This is a genomic window from Scandinavium sp. UTDF21-P1B, from assembly GCF_040750395.1.
Classification (GTDB): domain Bacteria; phylum Pseudomonadota; class Gammaproteobacteria; order Enterobacterales; family Enterobacteriaceae; genus Scandinavium.
The window spans coordinates 64,596-80,244 of record NZ_JBFLVD010000027.1; the positions used below are offsets into that span (position 1 = coordinate 64,596).

The following is a 15,649-nucleotide window of genomic DNA, read 5'->3' on the forward strand; positions in this document are numbered from 1 at the left end:
CGACATTTCCGGCCATCAACCTGTATTACGCATACCTGCTGCCACGCCCGCGATGGTGACCATCAGGGCTTGCTCAACGCGTGGGTCCGGCTCTTTGCCTTGCTCTTCCGCCAGACGTGAACGGTGAAGCAGTTCGGCCTGAAGCACGTTCAGCGGGTCGGTGTAGATGTTACGCAGCTGGATAGACTCGGCAATCCACGGTAAATCTGCCATCAGGTGTGAATCGTTGGCGATATCCAGAACCACCTTGATGTCCGCTTCCAGCAGCTGGCGCAGCTCGGCACCTAATGGCCACAGCTCTTTCTTCACCAGGCGCTGATCGTAGTATTCCGCCAGCCACAGGTCGGCTTTGGCGAACACCATCTCCAGCATGCCCAGGCGGGTAGAGAAGAATGGCCAGTCGCGGCACATGACTTCCAGTTCGCTCTGCTTGCCGTCTTCCACCACTTTTTGCAACGCGGCGCCGGCACCGAGCCAGGCTGGCAGCATCAGGCGGTTCTGCGTCCAGGCAAAGATCCACGGAATGGCGCGCAGCGATTCCACACCGCCGGTCGGACGGCGCTTCGCCGGGCGTGAACCCAGCGGCAGTTTACCCAGCTCCTGCTCCGGCGTGGCGGAACGGAAGTACGGCACGAAATCTTTGTTTTCACGCACGTAGCCACGGTACATCTCACAGGAAATGTCGGACAGTTTGGCCATGATATGACGCCATTCCGGCTTCGGCTCCGGCGGCGGCAGGAGGTTGGCTTCCAGAATGGCGCTGGTATAGAGCGACAGGCTACTGATGGTCACTTCAGGCAGGCCGTACTTGAAGCGGATCATCTCGCCCTGCTCGGTCACGCGCAGGCCGCCTTTCAGGCTACCCGGCGGCTGAGAGAGCAGTGCCGCGTGTGCAGGTGCACCACCACGACCAATGGAGCCGCCGCGTCCGTGGAACAGCGTCAGCTCAATACCTGCTTTTTCACAGGTTTTGATCAGAGCGTCCTGAGCCTGATACTGTGCCCAGGAGGCGGCCATCACGCCCGCGTCTTTTGCGGAGTCGGAATAGCCAATCATCACCATCTGCTTGCCGGAGATGAAGCCACGATACCAGTCGATGTTCAGCAGCTGCGTCATGACATCGTTGGCGTTATTGAGGTCATCGAGGGTTTCAAACAGCGGCGCGACCGGCAGCGCAAAGCCGATACCCGCTTCTTTCAGCAGCAGGTGCACGGCCAGCACGTCGGAAGGCGTTTTCGCCATCGAAATCACGTACGCGGCGACAGAGCCTTTCGGCGCTTCGGCAATGACTTTGCAGGTGTCGAGCACTTCGCGGGTTTCTTCGCTTGGCTCCCACTGGCGCGGCAGCAGCGGACGCTTGGAGTTCAGCTCGCGGATCAGGAACGCCTGTTTGTCGGCTTCGGACCAGCTTTCGTAGTCGCCGATGCCGAGATAGCGGGTCAGTTCACCCAGCGCTTCGGTATGGCGGGTGCTTTCCTGACGCACGTCGATACGCACCAGCGGTACGCCAAAACACTTCACGCGACGCAGGGTGTCGAGCAGCTCACCGTTGGCGATAATGCCCATGCCGCAGGCCTGAAGAGATTTGTAGCAGGCGTAAAGCGGTTCCCAAAGTTGTTCATTCTGGGTCAGCAGGCCCGCCGGTTTTGGCAGTTTCTCGCCTTTCAGACGCGCTTCGAGCCAGGCCTGAGTCGCCATCAGCTGGCTGCGGATAGTTTTCAGCAGGTAGCGATACGGTTCTGCGGCGCCCGCTTCACCCACGTATTCACGCAGCTCATCGGTGCAGTCGACCATCGAGAGTTCAGAGATAAGTAGTTGAATATCTTTCAGGAACAGATCGGTGGCCTTCCAGCGACCGAGCAGCAGTACGGTCCGTGTGATATCGGCGGTCACATTCGGGTTACCGTCACGGTCGCCGCCCATCCAGGAGGTGAAACGGACAGGCACGAAGTCAACCGGCAGCTGATAGCCAAGGTTTTCTTCCAGCTGTTCGTTGAGCTCGCGCAGGTAATCTGGCACGCCCTCCCAGAGGCTGTTTTCGACCACCGCAAAGCCCCATTTGGCTTCATCCACCGGGCTTGGGCGATGCTTACGGATTTCATCAGTGTGCCAGGACTGCGCAATCAGCTGGCGCAGACGGCGCATCAGGCTGTGGCGTTCATAGTCCGCAATATCTTTATTATCCAGCTGCTTAAGACAGCTGTTCACTTCGCCCATTTTGTGGATCAGCGTCCGGCGGGTGATTTCCGTCGGGTGTGCAGTCAGCACCAGCTCCAGCGACAGTGCTTCTACGGCTTTTTTAATGGTCGCTTCGTTCAGGTTTGGCTGATCTTTGAGTTTACGCAGAGTGCGGGCAATGACTTCCGGGTTGCTGGCCGCTTCGCCGTTGGGCGAAATGCTGTGGTATTGCTCGGCGGTATTCGCCAGATTCAGAAACTGACTGAAGGCACGGGCGACCGGCAGCAGCTCGTCGTTGGAGAGGTTCTGCAACGTGGTGAGCAGCTCCTGGCGGTTGGCTTCATTGCCCGCACGGGAGGATTTTGACAACTTACGAATGGTTTCAACGCGATCAAGAATGTTCTCGCCAAGGGCATCCTTGATGGTTTCCCCTAACACCTTACCGAGCATACTGACATTACTACGCAAAGCGGAATATTGTTCGTTCATTACCCCAGACACCCCATCTCATTTATGTATGTCCCTGGATTTTGCACAGCCGCAACGACACCGCGTGCGGTGAGTCAAAATCGTTCGGACAAGGTATTCAGTTTTTTCTTGTGTTCACTTTATAAAGCCACGTAAAAACCCCTACGTCAATTGCTGCGAAATCGGTTCAGCAAACGAATAAATGCCGACAATTTGCGAAATTTAATTGCGAGAGAGCGAGATAAGCGCTGCTTATGGAAATGTGAGGAGAATCACTAACCCGGGCGGCACTGCGTTTCTCCGGCCTGTATTTGAACGTAGGCCCGGTAAGCGTTGCGCCGCCGGGCGTTTCCGTTAAATCAGTGCCAACAAAAATGATGCACAACCTGAGTAATCAGCTCGCGCGTAGGTTTGATAAACCGGGTTTCGAGGTATTCATCCGGCTGGTGCGCCTGATTAATTGAGCCCGGACCGAGCACCAGCGTTGGGCACAGCGTCTGAATGTACGGTGCTTCGGTGCAGTAGTTCACCACTTCGGTTTGCGTGCCGAGCAGTTTTTCCACGACCTGTACCAGCTGGTGATCCGGCGGGCAGGCGTAGCCTGGGATTGGTGGATGCAGTTCTGAAACCGTCAGGCGGCCCGGCCATTTTTCACTGACCGGGGCCAGGGCATCGTTTAACAACCCTTCAAGATCGTCGAGCGTCATGCCCGGCAGCGGACGAATGTCCATATGCAATTCACAGCAGGCACAAATTCGGTTGGACGCGTCACCGCCGTGGATTGCCCCAAGGTTTAGCGTCGGGTAAGGCACGGCAAAAGCATCATAGTGATAGCGTTCTTTCAGCGAGTCGCGCAACTGCATAATTCTGCCAATCGCATCGTGCATCAGTTCGATGGCGTTCACGCCGCGGTCCGGATCGCTGGAGTGACCCGACTGACCGAGCACGCGAATGGCGCTGGAAATGTGGCCTTTGTGAGCGCGAACCGGCTGCAGGGAGGTTGGCTCACCAATGATGGCGCAGTCCGGACGCAGAGTTGTTGATTCTGAGAAATAGCGTGCGCCCGCCATGCTGGTCTCTTCATCGGCGGTGGCCAGAATGTAGAGCGGCTTTTTCAGCTGCGTCACGTCGACGTCGCGCAGGGCGTCGAGAATAAAGGCGAAGAAGCCTTTCATGTCGGCAGTGCCCAGGCCGTAAAGCTTGTTGTCGTGCTCGGTCAGGGTGAAGGGATCCCGCGTCCAGCGGCCGTCGTCGAATGGTACGGTATCGGTGTGGCCCGTTAACAGCAGCCCGCCTGCGCCTTCACCGGTGCTGGCAAGCATATTGAATTTATGGCGGGTTCCGGGAACGGGCTGAATCTCTACCTTAAAGCCCAGCGTGGAAAACCACTCGGCCAGAAGATTGATTAAACCTTCATTGCTCTGGTCGAGGGATTCTTCGGTGGCGCTGATGGACGGTGTGGCGATCAATGCGCGGTAAATCTCGATAAATGGCGGTAAATTGTTTTTCATTGTTGACACACCTCAGGTCGTGATAGTATCAATATTCATGCAATATTTGTGAATAAAAATACATTATCGTTGAGCATAAAGGAACCCGATGTTGAATACGCTGATAGTAGGCGCAAGCGGTTATGCTGGCGCTGAGCTGGTGAACTACGTAAATCGTCATCCGCATATGAACATAACCGCTTTGACGGTCTCAGCGCAAAGCAATGATGCCGGTAAGCTAATCTCCGATCTGCATCCTCAACTGAAAGGCATTGTCGATTTGCCGCTACAGCCGATGTCCGACATCCGTGATTTCAGCGCGGGCGTAGACGTGGTGTTCCTCGCTACGGCGCATGAAGTGAGTCACGATCTGGCTCCACAGTTCCTGGACGCTGGCTGCGTAGTATTCGATCTTTCCGGTGCGTTTCGCGTCAACGACGCTGATTTTTATCAGAAATACTATGGCTTCACCCATCAATATCCGGTGCTGCTTGAGCAAGCCGTTTACGGGCTGGCGGAGTGGTGCGGCGACAAAATTAAAGAAGCGAACCTGATTGCGGTGCCGGGCTGTTATCCAACGGCGGCGCAGCTTTCCCTGAAGCCGCTGATCGACGCCGGGCTGTTAGATCTTTCCCAATGGCCGGTGATCAACGCCACCAGTGGCGTCAGCGGAGCAGGGCGCAAAGCGGCGATTTCCAATAGCTTCTGCGAAGTCAGCCTGCAGCCTTACGGCGTGTTCAACCACCGCCATCATCCTGAAATTACCACTCACTTAGGTGCTGAGGTGATTTTTACTCCGCATCTGGGTAACTTTAAGCGCGGTATTCTGGAAACCATTACCTGTCGGCTGAAGCCGGGCGTGACCCGCGAACAGGTGGCGGAAACCTTCGCTCAGGCGTATGCCGCTAAACCTTTGGTACGTCTGTACGACAACGGTGTTCCGGCGCTGAAAAATGTCGTCGGCCTGCCGTTCTGCGATATCGGCTTTGCCGTTCAGGGCGAGCACCTGATCGTGGTCGCTGCAGAGGATAACCTGCTGAAAGGCGCAGCTGCTCAGGCGATGCAGTGCGCCAACATTCGTTTCGGCTTTGCTGAAACCCAGTCTCTTCTTTAATGGATACGCGATGATGAATCCTTTGATTATCAAACTCGGTGGTGTGCTGCTGGACAGTGAAGAAGCGCTGGAGCGGCTGTTCAGCGCGCTGGTAAATTACCGGGCGGAGCACAAGCGCCCACTGGTGATTGTTCACGGTGGTGGCTGCGTGGTGGATGAGCTGATGAAAGGGCTCAATCTGCCGGTGAAAAAGAAGAACGGACTGCGCGTCACGCCTGCGGATCAGATTGATATCATCACCGGTGCGCTGGCAGGCACGGCGAACAAAACGTTGCTGGCGTGGGCGAAGAGGCATCATATCGCTTCCGTTGGCCTGTATCTTGGCGATGGCGACAGCGTGAAGGTATCGCAACTGGATGAAGAGCTGGGCCACGTTGGGCTGGCGAAACCGGGTTCACCAGAGCTGATCAATACGCTGCTTGAAGGCGGTTTCCTGCCGGTGGTGAGCTCAATTGGCGTTACCGAAGAAGGTCTGCTGATGAACGTTAACGCCGACCAGGCCGCGACGGCGCTGGCGGCAACGCTCGGTGCCGATCTGATCCTGCTTTCTGACGTAAGCGGAATTCTGGACGGTAAAGGCCAGCGCATTGCGGAAATGACTGCGGCGAAGGCGGAGCAGCTGATTGACCAGGGTATTATCACCGACGGCATGATCGTTAAAGTGAATGCTGCGCTGGATGCGGCCCGCACGCTGGGTCGCCCGGTGGATATCGCCTCCTGGCGTCATGCCGAGCAGCTGCCGTCGCTTTTCAACGGCGCGCCAATCGGCACGCGGATTCTGGCTTAATTTTTTTATTGCCCGGCGGCGCTGCGCTTGCCGGGCCTGCAATAGCGTAGGCCGGATGAGCGTAGCGCCATCCGGCAGAAATAAACGAATTTAAGGATGCATGTTATGGCACTTTGGGGCGGGCGTTTTACTCAGGCAGCGGATCAACGGTTCAAACTGTTCAACGACTCTTTGCGCTTTGACTATCGCCTGGCGGAGCAGGACATCGTTGGCTCTGTGGCCTGGTCTAAAGCGCTGGTGACGGTTAACGTGCTGACGGCCGCCGAACAACAGCAGCTTGAAGAGGCGCTCAACGTGCTGCTGGAGGAAGTTCGTACCAATCCACAGAAAATTCTTGAGAGCGATGCCGAAGATATTCACAGCTGGGTAGAAGGCAAACTTATCGACAAAGTCGGTCAGCTGGGTAAAAAGCTGCATACCGGGCGTAGCCGTAACGACCAGGTTGCCACCGATCTGAAGCTGTGGTGCAAAGACACAATTACCGAATTGCTGAGCGCCAGCCGCCAACTGCAACAGGCGCTGGTGGAAACGGCGAAGAACAATCAGGATGCGGTAATGCCGGGCTACACGCATTTGCAGCGCGCACAACCGGTGACGTTTGCTCACTGGTGTCTGGCGTACGTTGAGATGCTGGCCCGTGACGAAAGCCGTTTACAGGATACGTTAAGACGTCTGGACGTAAGCCCGCTCGGCTGCGGCGCGCTGGCAGGCACGGCGTATGAAATCGACCGTGAGCAGCTGGCAGGCTGGCTGGGTTTTGCCTCGGCTACCCGCAATAGCCTCGACAGCGTCTCCGATCGCGATCACGTGCTGGAGCTGCTGTCGAATGCGTCCATCGGCATGGTACATCTGTCGCGCTTTGCGGAAGACCTTATCTTCTTTAACTCTGGCGAAGCGGGCTTCGTGGAGCTTTCCGATCGCGTAACCTCCGGTTCATCCCTGATGCCACAGAAGAAAAACCCGGATGCGCTGGAGCTCATTCGTGGTAAGTGTGGCCGCGTGCAGGGCGCGCTGACGGGCATGATGATGACCCTGAAAGGCCTGCCGCTGGCGTACAACAAAGATATGCAGGAAGACAAAGAAGGGCTGTTCGATGCACTCGACACCTGGCTGGACTGCCTGCATATGGGCGCGCTGGTGCTGGACGGCATTCAGGTAAAACGCCCGCGCTGCCAGGAAGCCGCGCAGCAAGGGTATGCTAACTCAACGGAGCTGGCGGATTACCTGGTTGCCAAAGGTGTACCGTTCCGCGAAGCGCACCATATCGTTGGTGAAGCCGTGGTGGAAGCCATTCGTCAGGGCAAACCGCTGGAAGAGTTGCCGCTGTCAGACCTGCAAAAATTCAGTGCGGTAATTGGTGAAGATGTTTATCCGGTTCTGTCGCTGCAGTCTTGTCTGGATAAGCGTGCTGCAAAAGGTGGCGTGTCACCGAAACAGGTTGCGCAGGCAATTGCTGACGCTAAGGCGCGATTGAATTAAGTTCGCTATGGTCTGGTGTCCTCACCCCAGCCCTCTCCCATGGAAAGAGGGAGCAAACACTAAAAAAGCAACTCAAGTTGCCTTTTTGCTTTTATCTGGACCAGGCTTTTTTACGCAAAAAAAAGCGGACCACGGGGTCCGCAAAGTTCACGTTGGCTTTCGTTATTTGTATCAGAGAGAAACTCTGAACGAGTCGGTGGCTTCAAGGGTTAAATGAGGTACCGCCTCGTTTATGTGGGTTATTATTGACCAGAGAGCTTGATAGGGATAATCGTTCGTTGCTATGCTATCTATCGCCATGAACTATCGTGGCGATGGAGGATGAAGAATGAATATTCGTGATCTTGAATACCTGGTGGCGCTTGCTGAGCATCGTCATTTTCGCCGCGCGGCGGATTCCTGCCACGTCAGCCAGCCCACGCTGAGCGGACAGATCCGCAAGCTGGAAGATGAGCTTGGCGTGATGCTGCTGGAGCGTACCAGCCGCAAGGTGCTGTTCACCCAGGCCGGTTTGCTGCTGGTGGATCAGGCGCGTACGGTGCTGCGCGAGGTAAAAGTGCTCAAGGAGATGGCGAGCCAACAGGGCGAAACGATGTCCGGTCCGCTGCATATCGGCCTGATCCCGACCGTGGGGCCTTATCTGCTCCCGCAGATTATCCCAATGCTGCATCAGACGTTCCCGAAGCTGGAAATGTATCTGCATGAAGCGCAAACGCATCAGCTGCTGGCACAGCTCGACAGCGGCAAGCTCGACTGCGCCATTCTCGCGCTGGTTAAAGAGAGTGAAGCCTTTATTGAGGTTCCGCTGTTTGACGAGCCAATGATGCTGGCGATTTATGAGGACCATCCGTGGGCCAACCGCGACGTGGTACCGATGTCCGACCTGGCCGGTGAAAAGTTGCTGATGCTGGAGGACGGGCACTGTCTGCGCGATCAGGCGATGGGCTTCTGCTTTGAGGCGGGTGCTGACGAAGACACGCATTTCCGCGCGACCAGCCTGGAAACGCTGCGCAATATGGTGGCTGCAGGCAGCGGAATTACGCTGTTACCGGCGCTCTCCGTGCCGTCTGAACGTAAACGTGATGGCGTGATTTATCTGCCGTGCATTAAGCCGGAGCCGCGTCGTACGGTAGGATTGGTGTATCGTCCGGGTTCACCGCTGCGCAGCCGCTATGAGCAGCTGGCAGAGGCCATCCGTGCACAGATGGATGGCCATTTCGATAAGCCGTTAAAAAAGGCGGTTTAAGCCATTCAGCGCCGCTACCCGATAGGCTTCCGCCATCGTCGGGTAGTTAAAGGTGGTGTTAACGAAGTACTCGATGGTGTTGCCACCGCCTTTTTGCTCCATTATCGCCTGGCCGATGTGAATAATTTCGGCCGCGCGCTCACCAAAGCAGTGAATCCCCAGAATCTCCCTGGTCTCCCGATGGAACAGGATTTTCAGGGTGCCCACGTTCATACCGACGATTTGCGCACGCGCCAGGTGCTTAAACTGCGCCCGTCCCACTTCATAAGGCACTTTCATCGCCGTCAGCTGCTGCTCGGTTTTGCCGACGGAGCTGATTTCCGGAATGGTGTAAATGCCCGTAGGGATATCCTCAATCAGATGCGCGGTGGCTTCACCTTTCACCACTGCCTGTGCCGCAATTCGGCCCTGATCGTAAGCCGCTGAAGCCAGGCTTGGATAACCAATCACGTCGCCAACGGCATAGATGTGCGGGATGGCAGTCTGATACATGCTGTTCACTTTCAGCTGACCGCGGCTGTCGGTTTGCAGGCCGATGTTCTCCAGCGCCAGCGAGTCGGTGTTCCCGGTGCGTCCGTTAGCATAGAGCAGGCAGTCGGCTTTCAGCTTCTTGCCGGACTTCAGGTGCATGATCACCCCGTCGTCCATGCCTTCGATTTTCTCGTACTCTTCGTTGTGGCGAATCACTACGCCGCTGTTCCAGAAGTGGTACGAGAGGGAATCTGACATCTCCTGATCGAGGAAGGCCAGCAGGCGATCGCGGGTGTTGATCAGATCGACTTTGACCTCCATTCCGCGGAAGATCGACGCATATTCGCAGCCGATAACCCCGGCACCGTAAATGATCACGTGGCGTGGCTCATGATGCAGGCTGAGGATTGAGTCGCTGTCATAAACGCGTGGATGCGTGAAATCGACATCGTCCGGGCGGTACGGGCGCGAGCCGCAGGCAATCACGAATTTTTCGGCAGTGAGCGTTTCGACGGAGCCGTCGTGGCACTCCAGCGCGATAGTGTGCTCATCAATAAAGTGCGCATTGCCTTGCAAAATTTCGCAGTGGTTACGCTCGTAGAATCCCTGACGCATCCGCGTTTGCTGATTAATTACGCTGTCGGCATGGTTGAGGATGTCGGCAAAGGAAGAACGAAGAAGTCGGGAGTGATCGCTGTAGAGAGGGTTCTGGTTAAATTCAATAATACGGCTGACGGCATGGCGAAGCGCTTTTGACGGGATGGTGCCCCAGTGGGTGCAGCCGCCGCCGACGTTGTGGTAGCGCTCAATAACGGCGACTCGGGCGCCGAGTTTCACCAGCCCCATTGCGGCACCTTCGCCGCCCGGGCCAGAACCAATTACTATTGCATCATAATCGTAGGTGTGTGGCATGGTAAGGCTTACCTGTTCTTATACATAAAAGCAACAGAATAGTAACATCATCGGTGGGATAACCCAATTATCGTTGTGCTTTTTTACGGCGTTAAAGCACAAACCGCCCGTAAACATTCATTCACAAAGCACCTGAAACAGATTAGTTTTAATCTCTGGTATAGTGCCAGCAAGGCAGATGGAAGGATTCAGACATCGTGATGGGCGTCAGAGCACAACAAAAAGAAAAAACCCGGCGTTCGCTGGTGGAAGCCGCATTCAGCCAGCTGAGTGCGGAGCGCAGTTTTGCCAGTCTCAGCCTGCGTGAAGTGGCGCGTGAGGCCGGCATTGCGCCAACGTCTTTCTACCGCCACTTTCGCGATGTGGATGAGCTGGGCTTAACCATGGTTGATGAAAGCGGGCTGATGCTGCGTCAGCTGATGCGCCAGGCGCGCCAGCGAATCGCCAAAGGCGGCAGTGTGATCCGCACCTCTGTGTCGACCTTTATGGAGTTCATCGGTAATAACCCCAACGCATTTCGTTTATTACTCCGCGAACGTTCCGGCACGTCGGCGGCGTTTCGCGCCGCCGTCGCGCGCGAAATTCAGCACTTCATTGCGGAACTTGCGGACTATCTGGAAATCGAAAACCACATGCCGCGCGCCTTTACCGAAGCGCAGGCGGAAGCGATGGTGACCATTGTGTTCAGTGCGGGCGCGGAAGCGCTGGATATCAGCCCTGAACAGCGTCGGCAATTAGAAGAGCGACTGGTGCTGCAGCTGCGGATGATCTCCAAAGGTGCATATTACTGGTATCGCCGCGAACAAGAGAAAACGACACACATTTCCGAAGAGTGAAGGACGAGCAATGAAACAGACAGGTCAAGACAGAGGTACGTTGTTGCTGGCGCTGGTGGCTGGCTTATCCATTAACGGGACATGTGCAGCGCTTTTCAGCTCGATTGTGCCCTTTTCAATATTCCCTTTGATTGCGCTGGTGCTGACGGTGTACTGCCTGCATCAACGCTACCAGAACCGTACGATGCCGGTGGGTTTACCTGGCCTTGCCGCGGCCTGCTTCATTCTTGGCGTACTGGTCTACAGCACCGTGGTACGTGCGGAGTACCCGGATATTGGCTCTAATTTCTTCCCGGCGGTACTGTCAGTGCTGATGGTGTTCTGGATTGGCTTGCGGATGCGTAATCGTAAAGCTGAAGCCGCAGAATAAGCTGTATTTTGTTGTTTTGTAGGCCTGGTCCGGCATTTTGGGCAGGTGGCGCGGTGCTTACCTGCCCTAAAAAAACATTATTTCTTCGTCAGCCAGACGCCGCATTCCATGTGATGGGTGTACGGGAACTGATCGAACAGCGCCAGGCGCTCAACTTTGTGAGTCTGACCTAACGTTTCCAGGTTTTTGCACAGCGTTTCCGGGTTACAGGAAATGTACAAAATGCGCGGATAGGCCTGCGCCATCTTCTCGGTTTCACTGTCCAGCCCGCTGCGCGGCGGATCGACAAAAATTGTCTCGCACTGATAGCCCTTCAGATCGATTCCCTGCAGGCGATTAAATTCCCGCACGCCGTTCATCGCCTGAGTAAACTCCTCCGCCGACATCCGAACGATCTGCACGTTATCAATGTGGTTTGCCGCGATGTTGTATTGCGCGGCGGCAACGGATGGCTTGGCGATTTCGGTTGCCAGTACGCGATCGAAGTTACGCGCCAGCGCTAAAGAAAAGTTACCGTTGCCACAGTACAGCTCCAGCAGGTCGCCCTTTGATCCCTGAGTGGCGTTCAGCGCCCATTCCAGCATCTGCACGTTCATCGCCGCGTTAGGCTGGGTGAAGCTGTTTTCAACCTGGCGGTAAATCATCTCACGGCCGGCCACGGGGAGGCGCTCGTCAATAAAGTCCTGGTCCAGCGCGATTTTGGTTTTCGTCGCCCGGCCAATCAGGTGGACGTTCAGGTTGGCTGCACGCAGCGCATCGCGCAAAGCCGTGGCGGCTGTCTGCCATTCCTCATCGAGCTTTTTATGGTACAGCAGCGACACAATGGCCTGGTTGCTGACGGTCGTCAGGTAATCAATCTGGAACAGCTTGTGGCGCAGCGTTTTCTCTGCCTTTACCCCCTCCAGCACGGCTTTCATCAGGGCATTAATCAGCTCGCTGGCGGCCGGAAAGGTATCAACGCGAATACGCAGCTTCGTTTCCTGATCGAAAATGATGTGGTACAGATCGTCGCCGTCGTGCCACATACGGAATTCGGCACGCATGCGGTAGTGGCTGACGGGTGAGCGGAACACCTCCGGAACCGGTGCATTGTGCGGCGCCATCATGCTTTGCAGGCGGACGACTTTCTCCGCCAGTTGGGCCTCGTACTGTTCTGTCGGCAGGTGTTCAGGGGTCATGGTGCTTCCTGTAAGAGAGAAATAACGCGGCGATTGTAGGGAATGCTCACAGGATGTCCAGCCTTCGATGGCCTGGCCGCGGTGAATAGCAGTCTGGACATCTGCATGTTTCTGAATGTAGCATCCTGTTTCCGGTCCTGTGAGTTAAAAGGGAATCCAGTGCAAATCTGGAGCTGACGCGCAGCGGTAGAGTAAGGCGAAATGAGAGCGTAAGCAGACACTGCCCATTGGCGGGAAGTCATCATTTCTTCACCCCGAATCCTTTCGGGGGCCTTCCAGCCCGAAGACCTGCCGGAGTACGTCGCAACGGATCCTCATGCTCGCGAATAGCCATGAGGCCAGCGGCATCCTTCTTATTTACTGGATGCTTTTAACAATGATTAAAAAAGCTTCGCTGCTGACGGCGCTCTCCGTCACAGCTTTTTCTGGCTGGGCGCAGGATGGCAGCTCAGACACGATGGTCGTCACGGCAAATCGTTTTCAACAGCCTCTCAATACGGTGCTGGCGCCTACCTCGGTTGTCACTCGTGAAGATATCCAACGCTGGCAGGCGCAAAGCGTCACGGAAGTTATGTCACGTCTTCCTGGGGTTGATATTGCGCAAAGCGGTGGAATGGGGGCGACTTCGTCGACTTTTATCCGTGGTACGGAATCTCGCCATGTGCTGGTACTGATTGATGGCATCCCTCTGAATAATGCAGGCATCAGCAACGTCCCGGATCTCAGCCAAATCCCCGTTTCGTTGGTACAACGTATTGAATATATTCGTGGCCCGCGCTCGGCACTCTATGGTTCGGATGCTATTGGCGGAGTGATCAACATTATTACTGGCCGTGATAAGCCTGGTGGTGAGATTTCTGCGGGCTTCGGCTCCCATGGTTATCAAAGTTATGATGGTTCTTTCCAGCAGACCTACGATAAAACTCAGGTTACGCTGGGCGGCAACTACACCTATACCCGCGGGTTTGATATTGATGCGCAAGATGCACCGCGTCAGCCTGACCGGGATGGATTTATGAGTAAGTCGCTATTCGGCTCCGTAGAACAGCAGATCACTGACAACCTGAGCGGCTTCGTTCGTGGCTTTGGCTACGATAACCGTACGGCGTATGACGGTTACGATCACTATGATGCCAACTTTATGGTTGATGGCCGACCAGATACCCGTCAGCTTTACAGCCAGAACTGGGATACGGGTTTGCGCTATAGCCAGGGCATTTATCAGTCGCAACTTGTGGCGGGCTATGGCCGCAGCAAAGATCAGAACTATGACCCGAGCAAAGGCCGTTACGCTTCCTCCGCGACGACAGATGACGTCAAGCAGTACACCGCACAGTGGCTGAACACCTTTACCGTAGGTCACGGTAATATCGGCGCGGGTGTGGACTGGCAGAAACAGAAAACCCAGGCAGGTACGGGCTATCTGGATGAAGGCTACGAGCAGCACAACACCGGCGTATTCCTTTCGGCGACTCAGCAGCTTTTTGACAGCGTGACGCTGGAAGCCGCTGCCCGTAATGATGATAACTCCAATTTCGGTAACCACAGCACCTGGCAGACCAGTGCGGCCTGGGAGTTTGTTGATGGTTACCGGATTATCGGTTCTTACGGTACGGCTTATAAAGCGCCAACCATGAGTCAAATCCATAGCGCTGCATACGGCAACCCGGACCTCAAGCCTGAAGAGAGCAAGCAATGGGAAGGTGGTTTCGAAGGTCTTACTGGCCCGGTCAACTGGCGTGTAACGGGATATCGGAACGATATTGACAACCTGATTGACAGCGATCCGCATACCTATCGCTATTACAATATCGGTGAAGCTCGTATCAAAGGTATTGAAGCGACGGCGCAGTTTGATACGGGGCCGTTAGGGCATCAAATTTCCTATGACTATGTCGATCCGCGAAATGCTAAAACTAATGAAGTGCTGGCACGTCGTTCTAAGCAGCAGGTGAAGTATCAGCTTGACTGGCGGGTCTGGGATCTCGACTGGAATGTGGCGTACCGCTATCTGGGCACGCGTTATGATGTCGCAATCGATCCGAATACCTACAGTTCAGAGCGTGTTCAGATGGGCGGCGTGAGCTTGTGGGATCTCGCCGTTTCATATCCGGTCACCTCTCACCTGACAGTTCGTGGTAAAATCGCCAACCTGTTCGATAAAGATTACGAGACAGTTTATGGCTACGAAACTGCAGGACGGGAATACACCTTGTCTGGCAGCTACACCTTCTGATCCACGTCCCACCGTCCTGGTGTTTGATTCCGGGGTCGGTGGGTTGTCGGTTTATAATGAGATTCGGCATCTGTTGCCGGATCTGCATTACATCTACGCCTTCGATAACGTTGCCTTCCCTTACGGTGAAAAGAGTGAAGCGTTTATCGTTGAGCGCGTGCTGGAAATCGTCACGGCGGTGCAGGCGCGTTACCCTCTTGCTCTGGCAGTGATTGCCTGTAATACCGCCAGCACCGTTTCCCTCCCCGCCTTACGCGAGAAGTTTGCATTCCCGGTTGTGGGTGTAGTGCCCGCGATAAAACCCGCAGCTCGCCTGACGGCGAATGGCATCGTTGGTTTGCTGGCAACGCGCGGGACGGTAAAACGCCCTTATACGCGTGAGCTGATCGAGCGTTTTGCCAATGAGTGCCAGATTGAAATGCTGGGCTCGGCGGAGTTGGTGGTACTGGCGGAAGCAAAGCTGCACGGCGAACCTGTTTCTCTGGAAGAACTGCGCCGAATTCTGCGTCCGTGGTTGAGAATGCCCGAGCCGCCGGACACAGTGGTATTAGGATGTACGCATTTTCCTCTTGTACAGGAGGAACTGCTTGCCGTTCTGCCGGAAGGCACGAGGCTGGTGGATTCCGGTGCGGCTATTGCCCGGCGTACGGCCTGGTTGCTCGAACATGAATCGCCAGATGCGAAATCATCAGAAGAGAATGTGGCGTTCTGCATGGCGCTGACGCCGGAAACTGAGCAGCTTTTACCCGTTTTGCAGCGTTATGGCTTCGAAAGGCTTGAAAAACTGGGTGATTACCAGGCATTTGAGTAAAAAAGAGACGGTTGAAAAGTTTTTTTCAAACAGGGCTTGTCAACGTCTCAGAACTCCCTATAATGCGCCTCCA

At 55.4% G+C, this 15,649-nt stretch carries 12 protein-coding genes and 1 riboswitch; of the genes, 8 read left to right on the forward strand and 4 right to left on the reverse strand.

The annotated features are described in order from the left end of the window. Nucleotides 1-15 precede the first annotated feature (15 nt). Nucleotides 16-2,667 (reverse strand): phosphoenolpyruvate carboxylase, encoded by a 2,652-nt coding sequence (gene ppc, locus AB1287_RS19655; protein ID WP_312629272.1) that lies wholly within the window; start codon nt 2,665-2,667, stop codon nt 16-18. A gap of 338 nt (nt 2,668-3,005) precedes the next feature. Continuing rightward, on the reverse strand, nt 3,006-4,157 hold the full coding sequence (gene argE / locus AB1287_RS19660) for an acetylornithine deacetylase (RefSeq protein WP_312629273.1): 1,152 nt from the start codon (nt 4,155-4,157) through the stop codon (nt 3,006-3,008). 88 nt (nt 4,158-4,245) lie between these two features. Between argE and argC the strand changes: the two genes are divergently transcribed. From argC to oxyR, 4 genes are all read left to right on the forward strand, one after another. Then, nucleotides 4,246-5,250, forward strand: coding sequence for an N-acetyl-gamma-glutamyl-phosphate reductase (argC, locus tag AB1287_RS19665; RefSeq protein WP_435618835.1), 1,005 nt, complete (start codon nt 4,246-4,248; stop codon nt 5,248-5,250). Between the two features lie 10 nt (nt 5,251-5,260). Next, on the forward strand, nt 5,261-6,037 hold the full coding sequence (gene argB / locus AB1287_RS19670) for an acetylglutamate kinase (protein WP_435618836.1): 777 nt from the start codon (nt 5,261-5,263) through the stop codon (nt 6,035-6,037). A 105-nt stretch (nt 6,038-6,142) separates the two neighbouring features. Next, the gene (gene argH / locus AB1287_RS19675; RefSeq protein WP_435618837.1) at nt 6,143-7,516 is read left to right on the forward strand and encodes an argininosuccinate lyase; all 1,374 of its coding nucleotides are present in this window, start codon (nt 6,143-6,145) and stop codon (nt 7,514-7,516) included. Nucleotides 7,517-7,844: 328 nt separating this feature from the next. Further along, nucleotides 7,845-8,762 carry a DNA-binding transcriptional regulator OxyR gene (gene oxyR, locus AB1287_RS19680; RefSeq protein WP_435618838.1) on the forward strand — a complete coding sequence of 306 codons (918 nt, stop codon included), beginning with the start codon at nt 7,845-7,847 and terminating at the stop codon, nt 8,760-8,762. Here oxyR and sthA read toward each other — a convergent pair. After that, nucleotides 8,745-10,145, reverse strand: coding sequence for a Si-specific NAD(P)(+) transhydrogenase (gene sthA / locus AB1287_RS19685; RefSeq protein WP_312629278.1), 1,401 nt, complete (start codon nt 10,143-10,145; stop codon nt 8,745-8,747). The genes oxyR and sthA overlap by 18 nt on opposite strands. 197 nt (nt 10,146-10,342) lie before the next feature. Between sthA and fabR the strand changes: the two genes are divergently transcribed. Both fabR and AB1287_RS19695 read left to right on the forward strand, forming a co-directional pair. Next, entirely contained in the window at nt 10,343-10,981 is a 639-nt protein-coding gene (fabR, locus tag AB1287_RS19690; RefSeq protein ID WP_312629279.1) for an HTH-type transcriptional repressor FabR, read from the forward strand. Nucleotides 10,982-10,991: 10 nt separating this feature from the next. Then, entirely contained in the window at nt 10,992-11,351 is a 360-nt protein-coding gene (locus AB1287_RS19695) for a YijD family membrane protein (RefSeq protein WP_312629280.1), read from the forward strand. 77 nt (nt 11,352-11,428) lie between these two features. On the opposite strand, the gene trmA is transcribed toward AB1287_RS19695, so the two are convergent. After that, a complete protein-coding gene (gene trmA, locus AB1287_RS19700) occupies nt 11,429-12,529 on the reverse strand; it encodes a tRNA (uridine(54)-C5)-methyltransferase TrmA (RefSeq protein ID WP_435618839.1) in 1,101 nt (366 codons plus the stop codon). 115 nt (nt 12,530-12,644) lie between these two features. Next, nucleotides 12,645-12,839: riboswitch (cobalamin riboswitch) on the forward strand. A 66-nt stretch (nt 12,840-12,905) separates the two neighbouring features. On the opposite strand from trmA, the gene btuB reads away from it, so the two are divergent. Beyond that, nucleotides 12,906-14,765: a TonB-dependent vitamin B12 receptor BtuB gene (btuB, locus tag AB1287_RS19705; protein WP_435618840.1), complete on the forward strand. Its 1,860-nt coding sequence runs from the start codon at nt 12,906-12,908 to the stop codon at nt 14,763-14,765. Then, nucleotides 14,710-15,576, forward strand: coding sequence for a glutamate racemase (gene murI, locus AB1287_RS19710; RefSeq protein ID WP_435618841.1), 867 nt, complete (start codon nt 14,710-14,712; stop codon nt 15,574-15,576). The genes btuB and murI overlap by 56 nt, the downstream gene beginning before the upstream one ends. The last annotated feature ends 73 nt before the right edge of the window (nt 15,577-15,649 follow it).

What these genes read in the sequence shown, in the direction of transcription:
- argC (WP_435618835.1), top strand. Translation starts at nt 4,246, where the DNA reads ATGTTGAATACGCTGATAGTAGGCGCAAGCGGTTATGCTGGCGCTGAG.
- oxyR (WP_435618838.1), top strand. Translation starts at nt 7,845, where the DNA reads ATGAATATTCGTGATCTTGAATACCTGGTGGCGCTTGCTGAGCATCGT.
- argH (WP_435618837.1), top strand. Translation starts at nt 6,143, where the DNA reads ATGGCACTTTGGGGCGGGCGTTTTACTCAGGCAGCGGATCAACGGTTC.
- argB (WP_435618836.1), top strand. Translation starts at nt 5,261, where the DNA reads ATGATGAATCCTTTGATTATCAAACTCGGTGGTGTGCTGCTGGACAGT.
- argE (WP_312629273.1), bottom strand. Translation starts at nt 4,157, where the DNA reads ATGAAAAACAATTTACCGCCATTTATCGAGATTTACCGCGCATTGATC.
- trmA (WP_435618839.1), bottom strand. Translation starts at nt 12,529, where the DNA reads ATGACCCCTGAACACCTGCCGACAGAACAGTACGAGGCCCAACTGGCG.
- ppc (WP_312629272.1), bottom strand. Translation starts at nt 2,667, where the DNA reads ATGAACGAACAATATTCCGCTTTGCGTAGTAATGTCAGTATGCTCGGT.
- murI (WP_435618841.1), top strand. Translation starts at nt 14,710, where the DNA reads ATGGCTACGAAACTGCAGGACGGGAATACACCTTGTCTGGCAGCTACA.
- AB1287_RS19695 (WP_312629280.1), top strand. Translation starts at nt 10,992, where the DNA reads ATGAAACAGACAGGTCAAGACAGAGGTACGTTGTTGCTGGCGCTGGTG.
- sthA (WP_312629278.1), bottom strand. Translation starts at nt 10,145, where the DNA reads ATGCCACACACCTACGATTATGATGCAATAGTAATTGGTTCTGGCCCG.
- btuB (WP_435618840.1), top strand. Translation starts at nt 12,906, where the DNA reads ATGATTAAAAAAGCTTCGCTGCTGACGGCGCTCTCCGTCACAGCTTTT.